The sequence below is a fragment of the Flavobacterium marginilacus genome, from assembly GCF_026870155.1.
GTDB classification, from domain to species: domain Bacteria; phylum Bacteroidota; class Bacteroidia; order Flavobacteriales; family Flavobacteriaceae; genus Flavobacterium; species Flavobacterium marginilacus.
This window is the reverse complement of record NZ_CP113975.1, coordinates 4320516-4342988: the sequence shown is the minus strand read 5'-3', so window position 1 is coordinate 4342988 and position 22473 is coordinate 4320516. Positions and strand designations below refer to the sequence as shown.

Here is a 22473-nt window from a genome sequence, read left to right as displayed (position 1 = left end):
AGTCTGTCTATAGTTTTGAATGATACGTCCATTATTAAAAAATCAATAATTTATAATTTTATCCTTAAATAAAATGCCATAAAAGCGGGTATTAATAACAAATTGTTACTAAAGCTAATGTGGTTTTTGGTATTAGAAAAGTTTAGTAAATTCAATGATAGTTTTAAGTTTCTATAAATCTATATGGAGATGTATTTTTAAAATTATCAAAACAAATAAATATATAAGAAACTAAAATTGCAGTAAAATGACAAAAAGGACCTTGAGTATTAATAGATTTATGAAAAGCGCAGCTTCTTTTCTTGTTTTTCTTTTATTTGTAACTAACGGATACTGTAAAAACGATAAGGAAACCAAAACCGCATCGGCAGTACTGGAAAGACTTATTGGAAAACGGGCAAATGAATTTGACTTAATTATTGCTGAAAAAAAAGACTCCAATGAAACAGATTGGTTTGAAGTGGAAACAACAGCAGCAAACCGAGTTAGAATTACTGCCTCTTCGAATGTTGTGATTTGTTATGCTGCTTATAATTTTCTTAGAGATATTGGAGCAGTTTTAGTCAGCTGGGAGGGAAACAGAATCGATTTGCCTAAGAGCTGGCCAAAATATTCAAAAAAACAGTCTACACCTTTTAAATACAGGGAATATTTAAATGCCTGTACTTTTGGATACACTACTCCATGGTGGGACTGGAAACGCTGGGAACAGGAAATAGACTGGATGGCTTTTCATGGTATTAATCTGCCTACAGCATTGGAAGGGCAGGAAGCAGTATGGCAGCTGTTGTGGAAAGAATATGGGTTAACAGACAGTCAGTTACAGGCGCATTTTGCAGGACCTGCATTTTTGCCTTGGCAGCGAATGGGAAATATCAATGGTCTGGAAGGACCGCTGCCACAAGACTGGATAAATAAAAAAGAAATCGTTCAAAAACAGATACTGCAAAGAATGAAGGCATTAGGAATGCATCCTGTTGTACCTGCTTTTAGCGGCTACGTGCCAAAAGCATTTGCAGAAAAACACCCAAATTCAAAGATTAGTGAATTAAATTCCTGGTCAGGAGGAGGTTTTGAAAGTACTTATTTATTGGATTCTAAAGATCCTTTGTTTAAAGAAGTTGGTAAGCGTTTTATAGAAATTTACACAAAAGTTTATGGAGAGGCTGATTTCTACCTAGCCGATTCATTTAACGAAATAACACCGCCAGTTTCAAAAGAGCATAAAAACGAGGAACTGTCAGATTATGGAAAAACCATTTTTGAAACCATAAATGAAGCTGCTCCAAAAGCAACCTGGGTTATGCAGGGATGGCTTTTTGGGGACAATAAAGAATTTTGGACTAAAGAAGCTACTAAGGCTTTCTTAAGCAAAGTGCCAAACGATCGTTTAATGATTCAGGATTATGCAAATGACCGATATAAAGTATGGGAAAATCAAGAGGCTTTTTATGGAAAGCAATGGACCTATGGATATGTACATAATTATGGGGGATCCAATCCAGTTTACGGGGATTTAAATTTCTACAGAAACGAGCTGACAAGCTTATTGAACAATCCAAATAAAGGCAATGTTGCCGGCTACGGAGTAATGCCGGAAGGATTAAACAATAACTCAATAGTTTACGAATACATTTATGACCTTCCTTGGTCACAGGGTAAAGAATCTGTAAATGACTGGATGCATCAGTATCTAAAAGCCAGATACGGCAAAAAAACTTCTGCTCCTGTTTTTCAGGCTTGGCAATTGCTGTTAGAGTCCGTTTACAGCACTAAATACTGGGAAACGCGCTGGTGGAATGACTGGGCAGGAGCTTACCTGTTTTTTAAAAGACCTACATTAAAAATTACAGAATTTAAAGGAAATCCCGGAGATAAGAAAAAGCTTAAACAGGCTTTGGATATTCTGAAAAAAGAAGCTAAAAACTTCAGTAAAGAGAGCCTTTATAATTATGATCTGCTGGATGCATCCAGACATTATTATTCACTTATTATTGATGAACAGCTGATGGAGTGTGTCAAAGCTTATCAGTCAAAAGACATAAAAAAAGGCGATGAATTGTTTAAAAAAATCGAAAAGCATGCTTTGGATATTGATAATATGCTTTTGGGACAGCCTTTGAACAGCTTAAATAATTGGGTGAAATCGGCTTCTGATTACGGAAACACTCCTGATGAATCCAAATTGTATATAAAAAATGCAAAAACATTAATAACGCTTTGGGGCGGAGAAGGACATCTGAATGATTATGCATCAAGATCGTGGCGCGGTATGTATGCATCCTTTTATTGGCCAAGATGGAAAATGTTTTTACAGGATTTAAGAAAATCATCAGCCAATAACATTCCGTTTGATGAAACGAAAGAAAGAGAAGCCATAAAACAATGGGAAGTAAAGTGGACTGAAAACAATGAAATGCATTAGTATGTCATAATTAATATCTATCAATAAATAAAAATAAAAGCAATGTTAAAAAGTGAAATAGACAAAGCGACAAGTTTTGAAAAACGATTTGAAAATATTGGAACTGTAGTTTATGAAAATTCGGTAATAGGTTCCAAATCGGTGGCTAAAGAAATAGCTGATTTGATAAGAGAAAAGCAGTCCCAAAATCAATTATGCATATTGGGACTTGCTACAGGATCCAGTCCAAAAAGCTTATATGCGGAACTGGTGCGCCTTCATAAAGAAGAAGGTTTGAGTTTTAAAAATGTAGTATCATTCAATTTAGATGAATATTACCCTATGGAACCCGATTCAATAAACAGTTATGTGCGGTTTATGCATGAATTACTTTTTGATCAGGTAGACATTCTTCCGGAAAATGTGCATGTTCCAGACGGAACTTTATCGAAGGAAGCAATTGGGGATTACTGCAGTAATTATGAAAGTAAGATCGAAGCGCTGGGAGGTATTGATCTGCAGGTTTTGGGAATAGGCGGTAACGGGCATATTGGATTCAATGAGTCAGGTTCGCTTCAAAATTCAAAAACGCGTTTAGTTGCTTTAGATCATATTACTCGTGTGGCAGCAAGCAAAGACTTTTCGGGTTTAGATAATACACCAAGAACAGCAATTACTCTAGGTGTAAAAAAGATTATGGAGGCCAAAAGGGTTATACTGCTGGCTTGGGGCGAAGGAAAATCAAACATTATCAAAGACTCTGTTGAAGGACCAGTGACTAATCAGATTCCGGCAACTTTTCTGCAGGAGCATAATAATACCACTTTTGTTTTAGACAAATCTGCAGCTTCAAAACTGACACGTATTAATACGCCTTGGCTGGTTGAAAATGTAGTCTGGACAGATACTCTTATCCGAAAAGCGGTTTTGGGGCTGGCGCAGCATTTGAAAAAACCAATATTAATGCTGACCGATGCCGATTATATTGAAAACGGAATGAGTGATCTGCTTGCAGATTTAGGTCCTGCTTATGATATTAATATTGGAATTTTCAATAAACTTCAGAATACCATTACCGGGTGGCCGGGAGGTAAACCTAATGCAGATGACAGTAAGCGTCCTGAGCGGGCAGAACCAGCGCAGAAAAGAGTTCTTATTTTTAGTCCTCATCCGGATGATGATATTATAAGTATGGGCGGCACCTTTAAGCGTCTGCATGAACAAGGACACGAAGTGCATATAGGTTATCAGACATCTGGAAACATTGCAGTAGCCGATGATGAAGCACTGCGTTTTGCCAATTTTGTATGTGATTACAATATAAAATTTGGAATTGCTGGCAGTGAGGCGGATGATATTTACAAAAAATCAGTTCAGTTTATTCAGAATAAAAAAAACAGCGAAACCGATATTCCAGAGGTCAGAAACATAAAAGGCCTTATCCGAAAAGGAGAAGCACAGGCCACCTGTCATTTTGTAGGATTGCCGGATAATCAGATTCATTTTATGGAACTTCCGTTTTATGAAACAGGAACGATAGAGAAAAAACCATTAGGAGAAGAAGATATTCAAAAAACGATGGATTTGATTGAGAAAATAAAGCCCCATCAAATTTATGCTGCAGGAGATCTGGCAGATCCGCATGGAACTCATAAAGTATGTTTGGATGCAGTTTTTGAAGCAGTGAAAAGACTAAAAGAAAAAGAATACATGAAAGACTGCTGGGTTTGGCTGTACAGAGGCGCATGGCAGGAATGGGGAATAGATGAAATTGAAATGGCGGTTCCGATGGGGCCAGATCAGGTGCTCGAAAAAAGAAAAGCCATTTTTAAACATCAGTCACAAAAAGACGGAGTGGTTTTTCAAGGTTCAGACAGCAGGGAATTTTGGCAGCGTGCCGAAGACCGCAACAGAGAGACAGCTGCAATATACCATCAGCTTGGATTAGCACATTATGCAGCAATGGAAGCCTTCGTAAGATGGGTATATTAGTAAGGTTTTAAGCATATAATAAAATAAAAATTTGCTTCTCATCCCTTATTGTCATTGGGTTTATTAAAAACATCCATATTTATGAATAATCTGTCCATTATTCTGATAAATCATTAATATTAATTTTGACAAACAATTAACCAAATAACTAATTTAAATCTAATATGGAAAAACTTAAAATTTTATTATTCGCATTTTTTGTGACCTTGTCATTTAACAGCTGGGCACAAAAAACAGAAATTACAGGTTCGGTTTTGGACGATAAAGGTATGCCGCTTCCAGGAGCAAATGTACTTGAGAATGGTGGCACAAATAGTGCTATGACAGATTTTGACGGGACATTCAAAATATCTGTTTCAGATAAAAATGCTGTTTTGGTTGTTTCTTTTGTTGGTTTTGTAGAACAACGTGTCAAATTAGACGGAGCCAAATCAAAGTACACAATTAGATTAACTTCTACTTCAACTAACTTAGAGCAGGTTGTAGTAGTTGGGTATGGAAGAGGAACCCGTAAAAATTTAACGACAGCTGTTTCTTCTGTAAAAGCTGATCAGTTAAATAATGGTGTAATTGCAGACGTTGGTCAATTACTGCAGGGTAAAGTTGCTGGTTTGAATGTTTCGGTTAGCGGTGATCCTACAAAAACATCTTCAGTGGTTTTGCGCGGGGCTTCAACATTAAACAGTTCTCAAGGACCTTTTTATGTTGTAGATGGTATTCCTGGTGTTGATATTTCAATTATTTCGCCAGAGGATATTGTTACTGTTGATGTATTGAAAGATGCGGCTGCAACAGCTATTTATGGTAATCGTGCTGCCAATGGGGTTATTATGGTAACAACAAAAAGAGGAAGCAAAGATAAAACTCAGGTTAATTACAGCAATTATTTTGGTTTCGAAAAGGTTTCAAACCAGCTTGACATGATGAATGCAGATCAGTTAAGAGCATTTACGACTAAAAATAATTTAAGTTTTACCCCTGAAAATGATAAAGGAGCAAATACAGATTGGCAGAAAGAAATCCTTAGACCTGGATATGCTAATTCAATGAGCCATAACCTTTCATTAAGCGGCGGCGGTGAGCATGGTAACTATTTTGCAAGTGTAAGCTATATGGACAAAGAAGGAGTTCTTATTGGGAATAACTTTTCAAGAACAATTGCACACTTAGCGATAGAACAAAATGCTTTCGATGATCATGTTAAATTTGGTTTGAATGTAACCAATTCGAATAGTGTTTACAATAACGTCCCTCAGCGTAACGTGGTACTTTTACAATCAATTAGCCACCTTCCAGTTTCACCGGTAAGAAATGCAGACGGAACTTATTTTGAAAACTTCATTCAAACAGGTTATTTCAATCCTGTTGCGATGATTAATCATGGTGTTGATGATACGAAAGCAAATAATTTTGTTGGTAGTTTCACTACTGAGGTAAAACTTCCTTTTGGATTTTCTTATAACTTAAATCTTTCTTATCAGCAGTTAAATTCACTGCATGGTGAGTTTTATGACAGCTATTATTCAAAATATAATAGTGCCAATTTTTACAATAACCCAGATCCACCGTATACACGTTCATTGGTGAATTTTGGAGTAAATGGAGCAGCTTTAAGAAATTCATACCAAACAAATAATACTATTATTGAAAGTTTCTTGAATTGGGATAAAACTTTTGGTAATCACAAAATCAAAGCAGTTGTGGGGTATTCATGGCAGGAAGATGTTTTGGGTGACGGATTTCAGGCAACAAACACAAATTTCCCTGTAGATGATGTTAGCTATAACAACCTTGCTTTAGGTAACTATGCTTCAGTTTCTGGTTACAGAGTTGATTTTGGAGATAGCAGAGCGTATCAGAAAAAACGTTTGATTTCTGAATTTGCACGTTTGAATTACAATTACAAAGATAAATACCTTTTACAAGGATCTATAAGAAGAGACGGCGGATCAGTATTTGGAATCAATAATCAATGGGGTTATTTCCCTTCTGTAGGTGGTGCATGGAGAATTGAAAAAGAAAATTTCATGCAGAATCAAAAGTTTTTTACTGATTTGAAACTTCGCGGAAGCTGGGGTGAAACAGGAAACTCTTCTGGATTCAACGCTTATACTGCTCAATTTATTTCAGGAAGTTTAGGAACATTCTATTATAACGGACAGCAATCTGGTGCTTATGGACCAAATCAGGCGGCTAATCCAGATTTGAATTGGGAAAAAACAGCTACTGCAAATATTGGTGTTGATTTTACAGTATTAAAAGGTATATTGTCAGGTTCTGTTGATTTGTATAGCAAGAAAACTACGGATATGATTTATAATTATTCTGTAAATCCAGTACTTGTTCCAGTAGGATCAATTGTTGCAAACGGCGGTAATATGACAAACAAAGGTGTTGAGGTTGCTTTGAGCAGTACTCCAATTAGAACTGAAAAATTTAGCTGGACAACAAGTTTGAATTATTCACGCAACAAAAATAAAATTACTAAATTGACAAATCCATATTTTATTGGAGGAGATTCAATACGAAGAGTACAGCCAGACGGTGGCGGACAAACAGGAAGTACTTTGCAGATTTTCAAAGAAGGAAAACCTCTTGGACAGTTCTTTACGCTTCAATATGCAGGAAAAAATGCAGCGGGTGTTTCTCAGTATGTTGCCAAAGACGGAACTTTAACAACAAACCCGCAGATTGGTGTAGATTACCATTATGCAGGAAGTGCACAGCCTAAATTTTTGATGGGATGGGATAATAATTTCACATACAAAAGATTTGATTTGAACATATTTTTCCGTGGGGTATTTGGTAATAAAATTTTCAACGCAACTCGTGCTGATTTATTCAGACCAAGTACTGCAATGACTAATAATATTCTAGTAGATGCTGCAGATGAATCACCAAATGACCTTAATGCTTATAAATATTCGACTCGTTTTATAGAAGACGGCAGTTACATCCGATTAGACAATATGACTCTTGGATATGATTTTGGTAAAGTTGGTAAATACATCAAAAAAATCCGCTTGTATGAAACAGTAAATAATCTGTTTGTTATTACTAAGTATTCTGGAATTGATCCTGAAGTAGAACAAGGAGGAACAGCTCCGGGTGTAGATTCAAATAACTTTTATCCAAAAACCAGAACCTTTTTGTTTGGTTTGAATGTGATATTCTAAAAACTAAATTGTAAAAACTATGAAAAATATATTAAAATATTTAGGACTTCCAATACTTATGGTTGGCTTATTAAGTTCTTGCGAAAATCTTGATGTGCCAATTACGACGCAGCTTACACCAGATGTATTCCCCCAGAATTCAGCACAATATATTCAAGCTTCTGGTGCAGTATATACTGCCTTTCGCGGAGATTTTGCATTTTCTTGGTGGTGGTCACAGTCTATAACTACCGATGAAGCCATTATGCCTGCACGCGGTGGGAACTGGTTTGATAATAGAGGTTATGCCTGCCAGCATTACCATGATTGGACTGCAGACAATGGAGTTGGTCCTTGGGGCTGGGCAGAAGCTGTTATCGGAACGAGCAATCAGACCATTTCAATTTTAGATAAAACAATGCCGGCCGGTTCAGAAAAATCAACAATGATTGCCGAATTAAAAACAATGCGTGCTATTTCTTATTTTATGCTGATGGACTCTTATGGCGGTGTACCGCTGGACACGGTATATGGGGAATTTAGCTCTAAAGCAAGATCCAGCCGAACTGAAGTTTTCAATTTCATAGAAAAAGAATTGAAAAAAGCAGTTCCTAATTTAAATCCTGCATCTGGTATTACAACATACGGCAGACCAAATAAACAGACTGCCAATGCTATGCTTGCCAAATTATACTTGAATGCTGAGGTTTATACAGGAACACAGCGTTACAATGATTGTATTGCTGCTTGTGATGCGGTAATTAATTCTGGATTGTATGCCGTTGAGCCTAGAAGCACTTATCTTCAGATGTTTTATCCGAATAATGGTCCTGCAATGAAAGAATTTATTTTTGCTGTACCTTTTGATCCTTCAGCTACAACAGTAGGTTTCAATGGACAAATGTATCATGCGCGTTATGATGTCCCTCGTTCTGAAAGAGCAAAGTTCGGTCTTCCTTTTACGCCAAGTGCACCTAGAAGTACTCTGCCTGAATTTTATGCCAATTTTGATGATGTAAATGATATTCGTAACAATCAATGGTTAACAGGGTTGCAATATAATAGTAATGGTACTCCTTTAACTGTTAGTACAACCAAAAAAGGGTACGATCAGTTTTATACAGGAGCAGATGGTTCTGCTGCTTATACTTATCAGGTAAACTTAACACCAGACATCGTTCTTCGTCAGAATCCTGCTTTGTTTGACTGCGGAAATGATGAAATTGCCTGGAACATGGGTTATAGAAATATTAAATTTTATCCAGACAATACATCAACCAGCCGTAACCAAAATAATGATGTGCCGTTTTTACGCTATTCAGATGTTCTCTTGATGAAAGCAGAAGCAATTCTTCGCGGAGGTAATCCAACATTAGGACAAACAGCTCTTACATTGGTAAATAATGTACGTACTAATCGTTCTACTTCTGCAGCATGGACAAGTGTAGCTTTAGAAGATCTTTACAAAGAAAGATGCCGTGAATTCGCTTGGGAAGCATGGCATAGAAACGATATGATCCGTTTTGGTAAGTATGAAGGTAAATGGGGATTCAAAACAAATGCGGACACTTATCGCCGTATTTTCCCGATTCCAACTTATGCTAAGGCTTTAAATCCTTCTTTAGACCAGAATCCAGGATATTAATTAATTTAAAAGCAGATTGCTGATAGATTTTATTTCATAAAAAGGAGAAGAAGATTATATTTCTTCTCCTTTTTTTATTAAAAGTTTGGTTTAGACTTTGTTCTAAAAAATGTTTTAGCTTTTGAATGAGAAGTTTCCAAAATATAGCATCTTTTAGAATTGTAATTGGTAAGTTAGAGCCATGAAGCATAAACAATATATGCCCAGTCAATACACATAGAATATATGAGACTAAAGAAAATTTTAAAAATCGGTAATATAGGAATAAGTTTAGCTCTCGTTTTGTTAGTATCATGTAAAACGGAAAAAACAGCTTCTCTTCCAAAGGATCAGTTAAAAGATCAGCTGGTGGATAAGGTGTATCCTTTGCTCGATACTGAGAACTCGCGGTGGTTTTTCTTTTCTTCTGCAAGCCGTCCGTTCGGTATGGTGAATTTAAGTCCCGATACGGAAATTAAAGGCGATTGGGGAGGCGGCTACAAATACACAAGTGACACCATAAAAGGCTTCAGTCATATTCATGAATGGCAGCTTTCTGGACTTTCGGTAATTCCGGTAACTATCATTGGCGAAAGCAAAAAAAATATTTTCAAAGATTTTTATTCAAAATTCAGCCATGATACCGAAAAAATAACGCCCGGATATCATTCTTTGGTACTTGACAGATATCAGATAACTTCGGAATTGACAAGCACCAAAAGAGTAGGTTTTCACAAATATACATTTCCCGAAAATGCTCAGAAAGCAATTCTTTTTAACCTAAATACAGTTTTAGGACCATGTGACAATACAGACGGAACATTAGAAAAGAACAATGATTATGAGCTTTCAGGATCATTAATAATGAGTACCAATTTTAGAAGGCCAAAACCAGTAACGGTTTTTTTTAAAATCATGTTCAAAACACCGATTGTTTCGGTAGAGAAAGATGGAGCTACAGGTAATTATTTGGTAAGTTTTGGTAAATCAGATAAAGTGGTATTAATGAAAGCGGGGATTTCTTATACCTCGCTTGAAAACGCGGCTATCAATATTCAAGAAGAATTGCCTCATTGGGATTTTGATAAAGCAGTTACAGAATCAAAAACCGAATGGAATAATCTGTTGGGCAGAATAAAAATTGAAGGCGGAACAGAAACTGATCAGCGAAGATTTTACACAGATCTTTGGCACGCGCTGCAGGGACGAAAAATGATCAGTGATGCCAATGGAGCATATCCAGATAATACAGGAGAAAAATTCAGAATCGGGCAATTGCCTCTCGATGCTGATGGAAAACCAAAATTTAATCAGTACAATTCTGATGCGTTCTGGGGTGCCCAATGGACAATAAATACCCTTTGGGGACTTGTTTATCCTGAAATAATGGACGAATTTGTTCATTCATTAATGCAGTATTACAAAGACGGCGGCATGATTCCCCGCGGTCCTTCTGGAGGAAATGATACTTATGTTATGACGGGAGCTTCGGCAACGCCTTTTATAGTTAGTGCTATTCAAAAAGGACTGGTAAAAGATGATTTGGAATCTATTTATCAGGCATTGAAAAAAAATCACATGTTAAATGGGATTATGGGAAAAGCAGGATATGAGCATAATACAAGCATTGGCGGCGGATTGAAATATTATATGGAAAAAGGTTTTGTACCTTACCCTCTCCCGGACGGTAATTTCGGGAGTCATCAGGACGGTGCCAGCCAGACATTAGAATATGCTTATCAGGATTGGACTTTGGCACAATTGGCTAAGAAATTAAATCACGATGAGGATTATAAATATTTTATGGACAGATCCAAAAACTACCAAAATGTTTTTGATAAAACAGCTGGATGGATGCGCCCAAAAAATGTGAATGGCGAATGGCTCGCAAATTATGATCCGTATAAATATGAAACCGGATTTATAGAATCGAATGGTGCACAGTCAACTTGGTTTGTACCTCACGATATAAGTGGTCTAGCAGATTTGATGGGCGGAAAAGAAAAAGCGGCTGACAAATTAAACACTCAATTTGAAGCTGCCCAAAAATTAAAGTTTACCTCCGGAACTTCGCATGATGCCGAACTGCATCCAGAGTTTAGCCGAATTCCAATCAATTTTGGAAATCAGCCGTCGATACAGACATCGTTTGTTTTTAATCTCCTTGGAAGACCTGATTTAACGCAGTATTGGACTAGAAATGTAGTAAAGGAAACTTTCAGTGGTTTATCGCCAAGCACTGGTTACAATGGGGACGAAGATCAAGGTTTGATGGGAAGTCTGAATGTGCTTCTAAAAATAGGTTTATTTCAGATGAACGGAGGGACAGATGCAAATCCTGAATACCAGATAGGAAGCCCAATCTTTAACAAAGTGACAATTCAATTGAACCCAAAATATTATTCTGGCAGAAATTTTGTTATTGAAGCCAAAAACAATAATCCAGGGAATATTTATATAAACAAAATAACTCGCAGCAATACAGCTGTAGAAAAGTTTAGTATTACTCATAGTGATATTACAAGCGGCGGAAAATTAATTTTAGAGATGTCGGATAAGCCAAAACAGTAAATGTTGTACTGAGTTAATTAGAAGATTGTCACTAAATTTTACTCATAGTATGTAATTTTTGTTAGATAAAAATGAAATTACATTTTGATACATAGATTTATAGCTAACGATTTAAAGAATGAATAGAAATACCACAGCTTTTTACATATTCATTATGTGAAATAAGATACTAATCAAATTCTTTTCAAATGCTATAATTCTATGTTTCTATATGTTTCTAAAAAAGGATAAGGAGTTAATAGATTAAAAAAACTGCAAAGAAAAAAATATGCAAGTAAAAATGTGTACCAAAGTTTTAATGTTAGGGATATCACTATTTTTTATTCAAAATAGTAATGCCCAAAACCAGCTTCACAATTATGTAGATCCTATGATTGGGTCAGAAGGAGTGGGCAGGGTTTTTGTTGGCCCTTCATATCCTTACGGGATGGTAAAACCAAGTCCGGACTGTACGGTAAATTCAAACAGCGGCTGGCTTGCATTGCCAAAAGAAGTAACGGGTTTCAGCCAGATTCATGTCAGCGGAACCGGCGGCGGTCCAAAATATGGCAATATCCAGATCATGCCTTTTTCCGGAGCTTTGGATAAGTTAGATCAAACATCGCATAGAGCCGAAGAAAATGTGAAATTGGGTTATTATGAAACAGTTTTCAAAGAAAATCAGATAAAAACGGAGATAACAACAGCTGAAAAAGCATCTTTTTACCGAATTACGTATCCAAGAAATGCTTCCAAAGAATTAAAAATCGATCCGGGTTTTTTCTTGGGAGAATCGCCTGAACCAGACGGAAGAGAAGCACAGCAGTTTGTTGGTTCTCAAATAGAAGTTGTTTCGGATCATGAAGTCAGAGGCTATAGCCGAATCCGTGGAGGCTGGAATAATGGGCGTGCTTATACGGTTTATTTCTGGGCCGCTTTTGATCAGCCAATTGCAAAATATGTGACTTGGAAAGACGGAAAATTTTATGCTGATCAGTCTTCTCAATTTGATTCAGGAAAAAAAACGGCAGCGTTGCTTTCTTTTGGAAAAGAAGGGAAGCAGGAATTAAATGTTAAGATCGGAATTTCTTTTTTAAGTGAATTAAAAGCAAAAAATAATATGGATATCGAAATTCCGCATTGGGATTTCAGCACTGTTTTAACTGGTTTAGAAAATAAATGGGAACAGTTATTAAACCGCATTACGCTTTCGCCGGATACTTCTATAGAACACAAAAAAATGTTTTACACCGGTTTGTACCATACCATGCTGGCACCCGTAAACAGAACGGGAGAAAATCCATTATGGACAAATAATGAACCTTATTACGATGATTTTTATTGTATTTGGGACACTTTCAGAAGTTCAAGTCCGCTTATTACTTTGATAGATCCTAAGCGTGAAGCCGAAATTGTAAACGCAATGCTGAACATTTACAAAAGAGACGGTTATATGCCCGAAGGCAGAAGCGGTAACGACAACGGCCGTACGCAGGGCGGTTCTAATGCTGAGGTTGTAGTTGCTGATGCATTTGTTAAAAACTTAAAAGGTATCGATTATGAATTGGCATTAAAAGCAATGCTGAAAGATGCGACTGTTCCTCCTGGCGGCAATGAAGAAAAAGAAGGAAGAGGCGGACTGACTGAATATCTGCGCTTGGGTTATGTGCCTTACAATGTTCCCCGTGCCGGAAATATGACAATTGATTTTTCATACAATGATTACAATATTGCTACCGTGGCCAAAGGACTGGGCTATACCGACCTGTATAATCAATACATGAAACAGGCAGACAGCTGGCAGAATTTATGGCGTTCCGATTATGAAAATAATGGAGCTAAAGGTTTTATCATGCCAAAAGATGCTGCAGGAAACTGGCTGGATGATATTGTTTTTGGAGAATCAAAAATCCAAAAACCTACTTTCAAATATACTCCGGTTATTATAGAATCTCCTTGGTATGTATGCCACTGGTGCGTTTTTTTCTATGAAGCAACTTCTTGGGAGTATTCATTCAGTATTCCTCATGATGTTCCGGAACTTGTGCGTAAGTCGGGCGGTAATTCAGCTTTCCAAAAAAGATTGGATACTTTCTTTGATGCAAAATTGTATAACGTTGCCAATGAACCTTCTTTCTTGACTCCTACTTTGTACCACTGGATAGGAAAACCTTATTTAAGCAGTGACAGAATTCATGAAATTATTACCAATAATTTCAATACTTCGCATGAAGGTTTACCGGGTAATGATGATTCGGGTGCAATGTCTTCCTGGCTTTCATTTCACATGATGGGACTGTATCCTAATGCAGGCCAGCCGTATTATTTATTGAACACGCCATTCATTAAAGAAACAACGGTGAAGTTAGAAAACGGTAACCAGTTTAAGATTACAGCGAAGAATTTAAATGATAAAAATAAATACATAAAAGCAGCTTTTTTAAACGGGAAACCATACAGCAAAGCATGGATTATGCACGATGATATTGTTAAAGGAGGCGAACTGATTTTTGAAATGGATTCAAAACCTTCGGCTTGGGGAACAACAATTTTACCGCCAACAAAATAAAAACAGGAAGCAGATGAAAAATATATTATTAGCCATCATTTTTTGTGGAATATATCAAATGGGAATGTCGCAAAACTACATTCCAGCGATTAAAAATAATACCAAATTAAATTATGTCTGTAAACTGCACGGGCAAACGAGGTCTTTAACGCTTGTTACCAAAATGGATAAGGACACACTGGTACTCAATCTGGAAACCAGAGGCGTAAAAAGCAGTATCGTAATTAGTCAGAAAGGATTAAAAAACGGCAATGCTTTAAGTTATAATCAAGGAGAATACGCTCCTGTTTTGGTACTGAAACCAAGTGAAACCTCTTTTATGATTTCGCAGTCAGCTTATCAGGATTTAGTTAAAAATAAGAAGTTTGTTTATAATAATACTACTTATGTGCTGGATGAAAAAACGGATAAAAACAGTGTTGTTCTAGATGGAAAATCAGTTGATGCTTTTCATGTCACAGCACAAATTGATAAGACCGAAATGTGGATTATAAAAAATCTGGATTTTCCTTTAATCTGTAAAATGACCGAAAACCCTTTGGGTATAAATTTTTTGCTTGTAAAAATTGAGGACAACTAATATAGCTGTCAAAAAGAACCAATTGACCAATGGTTTTTGCTTCAAATTGCCTGAGTATTAACTAACCAAAATCGAAGTGTATGAAACATCAGATGAGCCGCGGAGAATTTCTTAGACTTGGAAGTCTTTCATTGGCGGGTGCTTTAGTAAGTGATATCGCTTTTGCAAATGATTTTTTTTCGAACAGTAGTGGTGCAAAAGAAGATACTCTGTTAATGAAAAAGCTCATCTTGAATAATGATGCCAAAGTAAAGAGCCTATTGGATAAAGCTCCGATTGATTCCGCGATACGAACAAATAGTTTTCGTTCTATAGCTGGATCTATTTCTGTTATGGCAGCCTCGATATCCAATTCTGCTTCGGAATATTATAAGTCCAGACTTGTAGCAGACAAAATGGATCAGTCAATTGATGTTTTACTGAAAAAGCAATATCCAGATGGCACATTAGACGCAGGAGGAAACATGCAGTCCCCGCCCGATACAGCCTTTATTTTGGAATATATGTGTCCAGCGGCAACAGTTTTAAATCTGGAAAAGCAAAAAGATTTTGAGGCATTGAGAGCTAAATTGAAAAAGTTTATTCTGAATGCAGGTGAAGCCATGATTACGGGAGGTGTCCATACTCCCAATCACAGATGGGTTATTTGTGCTGCTTTGGCAAATATCAATTCCCTGTATCCGGATTCGAGATATATTCAAAGAATTAATGAATGGCTTGCAGAAGGAATCGATATCAACGAAGACGGTGATTATTCAGAAAGAAGCGGAGTGTACTCAGCGGTTATCGACAAGGCTTTAATCACGATGGCAAGGTTACTGCATAAACCGGAGTTATTAGAAATTGTCAGCAAAAACCTGACGGCCTGCTATTATCATACAGAAACCAACGGAGATTTGGTTACGGTAAATTCCAAAAGACAGGATCAGTTCATGAATCTGACGGTTATTAAGTTTTACCAGCAATACCGTTATATGGCAGTTCATACCAATAACCCAGTGTTTGCCCAAATGGTGAATCTTATCGAAAATCTTCCTGCTTTTACTGCTGAAGTCCTGTCGGATTCGCTCGTGTTTTTTATGGAAAATGAAGAGCTTCGGAAACCAATTTCGGTTGAAGGAAAGACCGCAAATGATTTTGAAAAGTTTTTTGCAGTTTCAAATCTGGCAAGAATCAGACGCGGAAAAACTTCTGTGACGCTGTTTGGAGGGAATGATAAACCGATTATGGTTGTTTCGGGAAGATCCTCAAATCCTAATTTTTTAATGTACAGAAAAGGAGATGCGATATTGAAATACATGCGTCTGTCTTCTTCGTTTTTTAGATTGGGATATTTTAGCAGTGACGGAATTGTAAAAGAAGGGAATAAATATATACTGAAAGAAACCAAAGAAGGAGATTATTACCAGCCTCTTGCCAAAGAATTCCTGAAAGCAGATGGTGATTACAAATTATCTGAATCACCCGATGACCGGTTTTGGAATAAAATGGATTTTGATTCACGAACAAAAAGCAATGTAAAAAAACAGGTTACCGTGATTGAAATTACCGAAAATAACGGTGCTCTAAATTTAGATTTTAAAGTAGACGGCCCTCCAAATGTCGAAGTGACGATAGAAATGTGTTTTAAAGAGGGAAGCAGTATTGCAGGAGCTGTAGCGGATGAAAAAAATAATTATTTCCTAAAATCCGAAATGGGATCGCTTTCCGCGGGAACAGATGCTATTCAATTTGGACCGGGAAAATGCGAACATTTAAACGTAGAAAATCTGGACAGCGAAGAGTATACCTATCATCAGGGCAGTTTGCGAACCAGCGGAGAGTATGTTTATATTACAGGATTTACGCCTTTTCATCACAAAATGACAATTTCTTGATAATATAAAGGAATTTTTCATGCATTTTTGAAAGGTTGTTTTAATTTTACGAAAATTAAAACTAATCCATAAAATAATTGAAATTATGAAATTATCATTTATTGTCGCTTTACTGTTCTGCTGTATTTGTTTTGGACAAAATAATACGGACACCAGTTTGTATATGAAGGCCGAAAAATCAGAAAAAATAACCTATCTGACAGATATCGGTTCAGAATCAGGGGATTTATACAAGACAATCGGGCATCATGGACCAGCTATTGAAAACGAATGGATGGCATTGAGAATTTATTTCAGCGATAAAGTGGCTATCGATGTTTATAATAAAGCAAAAGCAGGATTAGAGCTGAAAAAAGCTCAATGGTATCCAACCCCGGAACAGCAAAAAGAAGGATGGGGAGCTGATTATTATAAAGTTGCTAATACTGTAGGTCTGGGAGGCGTAAAACTTTGGGACGGAGAAAAGATAGTACCGCTGAATCCGGTTACCAACCGTTTGGCCAGAGTAGGTAAAACAGAAAATACTTCATGGATGGAAATGATTTCCAGAGGTGTGCCTTACAAAGGGAAAAAAGTAGATATTCTGATTCGTGTTACTGTATTTTCTGGAAAAAGAGAAGCCAAAGTGGAAGCAGTCAGCTTAACTGGAGAAAAAGTGCAGTTTGCTACCGGAGTAAATTATTTCAAAGGTTTTGAAACTAAAAAAGGAGCTGATTATATCGCTGTATGGGGAAAACACCCAGAAGACGTAGCTGCTGAGGTTATAGGAATTGGAGCTGCAATAAAGTACAATCCTAAAGATTATGTAAAAAATACAGATGACGGAACTCAGTATCTGATGATTTCTAAGCCAACGGTATCTTTAGAAACAAAAATTATATCTTCAAGCGAAAGAGAGCAGGAACTAAACACATTGGATAAATTAGAAGCCTATATAAAATAGACTGATTGTCCTTTAATTTAAGCCAATGAAAAACAGTTTTAGTTTAGTATGTTCTTGTTTGAATTGTAAAATAATAAAAGAATAATATGTTAAAAATTAAACTAAAACCGTTTTTTTTGGCTTTATTGATGGGTCTTTTTTCATTTGGTTTTATTTGCACAGCGCAAAAAAGCATTAAATCCCAAAAAGAATTTCTTATCACGGATTATGGTTCAAAACCAAATGGTAAAACGCTTAATACAATTGCTATCCAAAATGCAGTTGATGCGGCTTTTAAAAATAAAGGTGGCCGTGTAATTTTTCCCAAAGGGATCTTTTTGTCAGGGAGTATTATTTTAAAAAGCAATGTAACCTTATATTTTGAGGAAGGTTCGGTACTGCTGGGAAGTACAAATCCCAAAGATTATCCGAATATGGCTTTTGAAGGACGCCCTGATTCTCCAAAAAAAGATGACAACTCCCAGATGGCTTTAATTATAGCCCATAAAGCAAATAATATTGCGCTTAAAGGTAAAGGTACAATTGATGGTCAGGGACTAAAGCTGGCCTTGAATATTGACAGCCTTCATCATGCAGGGATTGCTGTTGACCTAAAATACAGCATTCGCAGAAACAGGCCAAATGAAACCATGAGGCCCAAATTATTTCGTTTTTCACAATGTGACAATGTTTTGGTCGAAGACCTGAAAGCAGGAGAGGCATCCTGCTGGGGATTGTCTTTTGAATTATGCAGCAATCTTACGCTCAATAATCTTACAATTGTGAACCGCTCGTATTGGAACAACGACGGAATAGATATCACAGATTGTAGAAATGTTAAAGTTGTCAATTGCGATATAAACGCCGCAGATGATGGTATTTGTTTAAAATCATACTATCCAGGATATTGTAATGATTCGGTATATATTGCCAATTGTACCATTAAATCCAGTGCCAGTGCTATAAAGTTTGGAACTGCTTCTTTTGGCGGATTTAAAAATGTGACCATTAAAGATATTAAGGTTTTCGATACTTTTCGTTCTGCCATTGCAATAGAATCTGTTGATGGTGCTTTTATTGAAAGCATTAATGTTTCAAACATAGAAGCAGTAAATACAGGTAATGCCATTTTTATACGTTTAGGACAGCGTACTGGCGAAAAACCGGGAAATATAAAAAATGTATTTCTAAAAAATATAAAAGTGCAAGTACCATTTGGTCGGCCCGATGACAATTATGATTTGAGAGGACCAGAGGTTGATTTTTTTCACAATCCTTTTCCTGCTTCAATAGTTGGTTTGGAAGGTTATGCAGTTGAAAATGTAACTTTAGAAAACATCGAAATAAATTATCCAGGAAGAGCAACAAAAGGAATGGCTTATATTCCGTTAAACCGATTAAATAAAGTGCCGGAAGCAGTAAAGGATTATCCTGAATTTTCGATGTTTGGTGAATTGCCTGCATATGGTTTTTATGTGAGACATGCCAATGGGATAACAATGAAAAACATCAAACTGACATTAGCGGATGCTGATTTCAGACCAGCATTTGTATTTGATGGTGTTCAAAACTTAAAAATGGAAGCCATAAATCTTCCGAAAGAAAAGCAGAAACAGCTTGTCTTTAAGAATGTAATTTCAGCAGTCTTAGAAGATCAGTTATTAGAACAAACAATAGAAATTAAGAACTAAATGAAAACAGTAAATATCCGAAAATATTATCCTGCTCTATTAATTTTAGGCATCTTCATCTGCGGTTTTTCAAATGATGGTGTCCGCCTTAATGACATTCAGGTTATCGGCAGTCATAACTCTTATAAAATCGCTATTGAAGAACCTTTGTTTAATTATTTGTTTAAACTGGATTCTTCACGGGCAAAATCGCTGCAGTACAGCCATATTCCTTTGGAAGAGCAGCTCGATTTAGGTTTGCGAAATTTAGAACTGGATGTTTTATATGACCCCAACGGTGGCTATTACTCGAATCCAAAAGGCCTGGAAATAGTGAAAAATTTAGGGCAGGAACCTATGGCTTTTGATAAAGAGCAAAAACTTAAAAAGCCAGGTTTAAAGATGTTCCATATTCAGGCTATTGATTTTAGAAGTCATTATCTATTGTTTAGGGAAGGCTTATTGGCGCTGAAAAAATGGTCTGATAAACACCCGAATCACACCCCGATTTTTATTTTGATGAACACAAAAGATGATGTTATTGAAAAATTGCGTAAACCGTTACCTTTTACCGCAAAAGCTTTGGACAGCATTGATATAGAAATAAAAAGTGTTTTTTCTAATAAACAGCTTATTACACCAGATTTGGTTAGAGGAAAATACAAAACTTTGGAAGAAGCAGTTCTAAAAAAAGGCTGGCCTGAATTGAAAGATGTAAAAGGACGTTTTCTTTTTGTATTAGACGAAAAAGAAGATAAAATCAATCGGTATTTAGAGAATCATCCGTCATTAAAAAACAGAGTTTTATTCGTTAATAGCAAAGAGGGGAATCCCGAAGCAGCGTTCCGGATTATAAATGACCCAATCAAGGATTTTGACTATATTAAGGAATTAGTTGCCAAAGGCTATATGGTTCGTACCAGAGCCGATTCGGATACCAGGCAGGCTAGAACTAATGATTATACTTCGTTTGAAAAAGCCAAAGCATCAGGAGCACAAGTTATTTCAACCGATTATTATCTGCCAAGTAAATTATTTAAATCGGATTTTAGAATTTCCTTTGAGAACAATACTTTTGAACGAATAAAATAATGTAATTAAAATTATGATTCTTATGGTATTTGTGTCAAATCAAAATAAGAAAAAGAATTTTAAAATCTTTGGACCATTAAGAGATTAGGAAAATTAAGGTATTGTCCGCTTCATAATGAGCCTTCATGTCTTAATGGTGGAAGAAAAATTAATATTGATAATATTTCCAGTAAAACTAAAATTATATGTTAAGAATATCAAGTTTGTTATTACTGCTGTTTTCTTTCTATGCCTGTAAATCACAGCAGCAGGAAAGAAAAGCATCTGTAAAGATTGCTTTTATAGCTGATGTTCATCTGCAGGATATTTTTGCAAAATTTGAAGATAATAATTACCAGGGAATTAAAAATCCGGTTACGGGCGAGTATGCGAATATCAGGACGATGGACTCCCAGCTGCATTCTACCCGAATTTTTAATGAAAACTATTTTGCCTTTTTGGATGCTCTGAATGATATTTCCAAAAGAGGAATTAAGCTCGTGGTACTTCCAGGTGATTTCAGCGATGACGGACAGCCTGTGCATATTAGAGGATTAAGAAAAATATTGGACGAATATTCTAAAAAATACGGCATGTCATTTTTTGTAACTACAGGAAATCATGATGCTCCTAAGCCTTTTGCACAAGAGGCTGCTAAAACTGATTTTTTAGGCAAAGACGGTAAAGAACAAATCATCAGCAGTTCTAAAAGTATTTTGAAGCCGAAAGAAAATCAATTGGAACCCATCATCACATCCGATATAAAAAATGGCGGCTACAAAGAGACTCTGAGTGAAATGGCGAATTTTGGTTTTTATCCAAAAAAAGAATTTCTGTATTGGGAGACACCTTTCTCAACTTATAGTTATGAAAGCTATAATTTTGATAAAGCTTTAAAAGAATCTATTTTAGAAAAACGAATTTATCCAGTAAAAAACACTAATTTATTCCTTCCGGATGCGAGTTATCTGGTTGAACCCATAAAAGGAATTTGGCTCTTGGCAATAGATGCTAATGCGTATGTCCCAAACGAAAAATTATCAGGTCTGCCGAATGATCCACATGATTTTTCGGGAGCAAGCATAGGCTATAACAATGTGCTTATTTATAAAAAACATTTAATACAATGGGTAAAGAAAGTTTCGGCAGAAGCAAAACGGAAAGGAAAAGTTCTTATTGCTTTCAGTCATTATCCGATGGTTGATTTCAACGATGATGCTTCAGCAGAAATGAAACTTCTTTTTGGTTCCGATAAAATGCAGCTGGCAAGAGTTCCAAATGAAGAAGTCGCACAGGCATTTGCGGATGCAGGTATTCAGATTCATTTTGGCGGCCATATGCACATTAATGATACAGGAGTGCGGACAACTGCCAAAGGCAATACTTTATTTAATATCCAGACACCGTCTCTGGCAGCTTATATGCCGGCTTATAAGATACTCACTATACATTCGGCTGCAGCAGTAGAAGTGGAAACGGTTGTTGTGGGTTCTGTTCCAAAATTTAATAGCTTATTCCCTTTTTATGAAGAAGAATATGCTTATCTGCAAAATATAAAAAAACCTGCGATTTGGAATAAAGACATTCTGAAAGCCAAGGATTATGAAGATTTCACAAAATGGCACCTGAAAGAATTAGTGCGTCTTCGGTTTTTGCCTGAAGATTTTCCGACAGATTTTTTAGCATCTGTCTTGAAACTTTCCGGGAAAGATTTATTGCAGATTAATAATAATGCCGCTGCTTTTGAAAAACAATTAGCTTCTAATAATTTAACTGTTAAAGATTTTGAATCATGGACTGGTTTTGATATGATTTTTGATTTTTACAGGTTAAAAAACGCAGATGAATTGGCCATTCCCGGAATTGGTGTCAAAAGATTAAAACAGTATCAATTAGTATGCGGGCAGTTAGAAAAAACAGATAATGCGAAGCTGGTTTTATGGGCAGAAATAATGCTGAAAACCATGAATGGAAAACCGTCCGATCATTTTAAAATTAATCTGAAAACCAATCAGATAGAAAAAATAAATCCTTAAAAAATAATGATTACTGGTTAAAA

General features: G+C 36.3%; 12 protein-coding genes. All 12 read left to right on the top strand.

The window, feature by feature from the left end; translation table 11 throughout:
• Positions 1 to 247 precede the first annotated feature (247 nt).
• Positions 248 to 2425 (top strand): alpha-N-acetylglucosaminidase, encoded by a 2178-nt coding sequence (locus OZP07_RS17990; RefSeq protein WP_281636198.1) that lies wholly within the window; start codon positions 248 to 250, stop codon positions 2423 to 2425.
• 42 nt (positions 2426 to 2467) lie between these two features.
• Positions 2468 to 4396 (top strand): glucosamine-6-phosphate deaminase, encoded by a 1929-nt coding sequence (nagB, locus tag OZP07_RS17985; RefSeq protein ID WP_281636197.1) that lies wholly within the window; start codon positions 2468 to 2470, stop codon positions 4394 to 4396.
• Between the two features lie 164 nt (positions 4397 to 4560).
• Complete coding sequence (locus tag OZP07_RS17980) at positions 4561 to 7572, top strand: SusC/RagA family TonB-linked outer membrane protein (RefSeq protein WP_281636196.1); 3012 nt, start codon at positions 4561 to 4563, stop codon at positions 7570 to 7572.
• A 19-nt stretch (positions 7573 to 7591) separates the two neighbouring features.
• Positions 7592 to 9196 carry a RagB/SusD family nutrient uptake outer membrane protein gene (locus OZP07_RS17975; protein ID WP_281636195.1) on the top strand — a complete coding sequence of 535 codons (1605 nt, stop codon included), beginning with the start codon at positions 7592 to 7594 and terminating at the stop codon, positions 9194 to 9196.
• 225 nt (positions 9197 to 9421) lie between these two features.
• Positions 9422 to 11746, top strand: coding sequence for a GH92 family glycosyl hydrolase (locus OZP07_RS17970; protein WP_281636194.1), 2325 nt, complete (start codon positions 9422 to 9424; stop codon positions 11744 to 11746).
• 268 nt (positions 11747 to 12014) lie between these two features.
• Complete coding sequence (locus tag OZP07_RS17965; RefSeq protein WP_281636193.1) at positions 12015 to 14294, top strand: GH92 family glycosyl hydrolase; 2280 nt, start codon at positions 12015 to 12017, stop codon at positions 14292 to 14294.
• A 13-nt stretch (positions 14295 to 14307) separates the two neighbouring features.
• Positions 14308 to 14874 carry a hypothetical protein gene (locus OZP07_RS17960; protein WP_281636192.1) on the top strand — a complete coding sequence of 189 codons (567 nt, stop codon included), beginning with the start codon at positions 14308 to 14310 and terminating at the stop codon, positions 14872 to 14874.
• Positions 14875 to 14954: 80 nt separating this feature from the next.
• On the top strand, positions 14955 to 16751 hold the full coding sequence (locus OZP07_RS17955) for a hypothetical protein (protein ID WP_281636191.1): 1797 nt from the start codon (positions 14955 to 14957) through the stop codon (positions 16749 to 16751).
• 85 nt (positions 16752 to 16836) lie between these two features.
• Positions 16837 to 17694, top strand: a complete 858-nt coding sequence (locus OZP07_RS17950; protein WP_281636190.1) for a DUF4861 family protein — start codon at positions 16837 to 16839, stop codon at positions 17692 to 17694.
• A gap of 86 nt (positions 17695 to 17780) precedes the next feature.
• Positions 17781 to 19364, top strand: coding sequence for a glycoside hydrolase family 28 protein (locus OZP07_RS17945; protein ID WP_281636189.1), 1584 nt, complete (start codon positions 17781 to 17783; stop codon positions 19362 to 19364).
• Complete coding sequence (locus OZP07_RS17940) at positions 19365 to 20435, top strand: phosphatidylinositol-specific phospholipase C1-like protein (protein ID WP_281636188.1); 1071 nt, start codon at positions 19365 to 19367, stop codon at positions 20433 to 20435. It begins immediately after the preceding gene.
• 185 nt (positions 20436 to 20620) lie between these two features.
• On the top strand, positions 20621 to 22450 hold the full coding sequence (locus tag OZP07_RS17935) for a metallophosphoesterase family protein (RefSeq protein WP_281636187.1): 1830 nt from the start codon (positions 20621 to 20623) through the stop codon (positions 22448 to 22450).
• The last annotated feature ends 23 nt before the right edge of the window (positions 22451 to 22473 follow it).

Bases quoted from the DNA above. Each gene is read 5' to 3' on its own strand.
- OZP07_RS17990 (WP_281636198.1), top strand. From the start codon at position 248: ATGACAAAAAGGACCTTGAGTATTAATAGATTTATGAAAAGCGCAGCT.
- nagB (WP_281636197.1), top strand. From the start codon at position 2,468: ATGTTAAAAAGTGAAATAGACAAAGCGACAAGTTTTGAAAAACGATTT.
- OZP07_RS17980 (WP_281636196.1), top strand. From the start codon at position 4,561: ATGGAAAAACTTAAAATTTTATTATTCGCATTTTTTGTGACCTTGTCA.
- OZP07_RS17975 (WP_281636195.1), top strand. From the start codon at position 7,592: ATGAAAAATATATTAAAATATTTAGGACTTCCAATACTTATGGTTGGC.
- OZP07_RS17970 (WP_281636194.1), top strand. From the start codon at position 9,422: ATGAGACTAAAGAAAATTTTAAAAATCGGTAATATAGGAATAAGTTTA.
- OZP07_RS17965 (WP_281636193.1), top strand. From the start codon at position 12,015: ATGCAAGTAAAAATGTGTACCAAAGTTTTAATGTTAGGGATATCACTA.
- OZP07_RS17960 (WP_281636192.1), top strand. From the start codon at position 14,308: ATGAAAAATATATTATTAGCCATCATTTTTTGTGGAATATATCAAATG.
- OZP07_RS17955 (WP_281636191.1), top strand. From the start codon at position 14,955: ATGAAACATCAGATGAGCCGCGGAGAATTTCTTAGACTTGGAAGTCTT.
- OZP07_RS17950 (WP_281636190.1), top strand. From the start codon at position 16,837: ATGAAATTATCATTTATTGTCGCTTTACTGTTCTGCTGTATTTGTTTT.
- OZP07_RS17945 (WP_281636189.1), top strand. From the start codon at position 17,781: ATGTTAAAAATTAAACTAAAACCGTTTTTTTTGGCTTTATTGATGGGT.
- OZP07_RS17940 (WP_281636188.1), top strand. From the start codon at position 19,365: ATGAAAACAGTAAATATCCGAAAATATTATCCTGCTCTATTAATTTTA.
- OZP07_RS17935 (WP_281636187.1), top strand. From the start codon at position 20,621: ATGTTAAGAATATCAAGTTTGTTATTACTGCTGTTTTCTTTCTATGCC.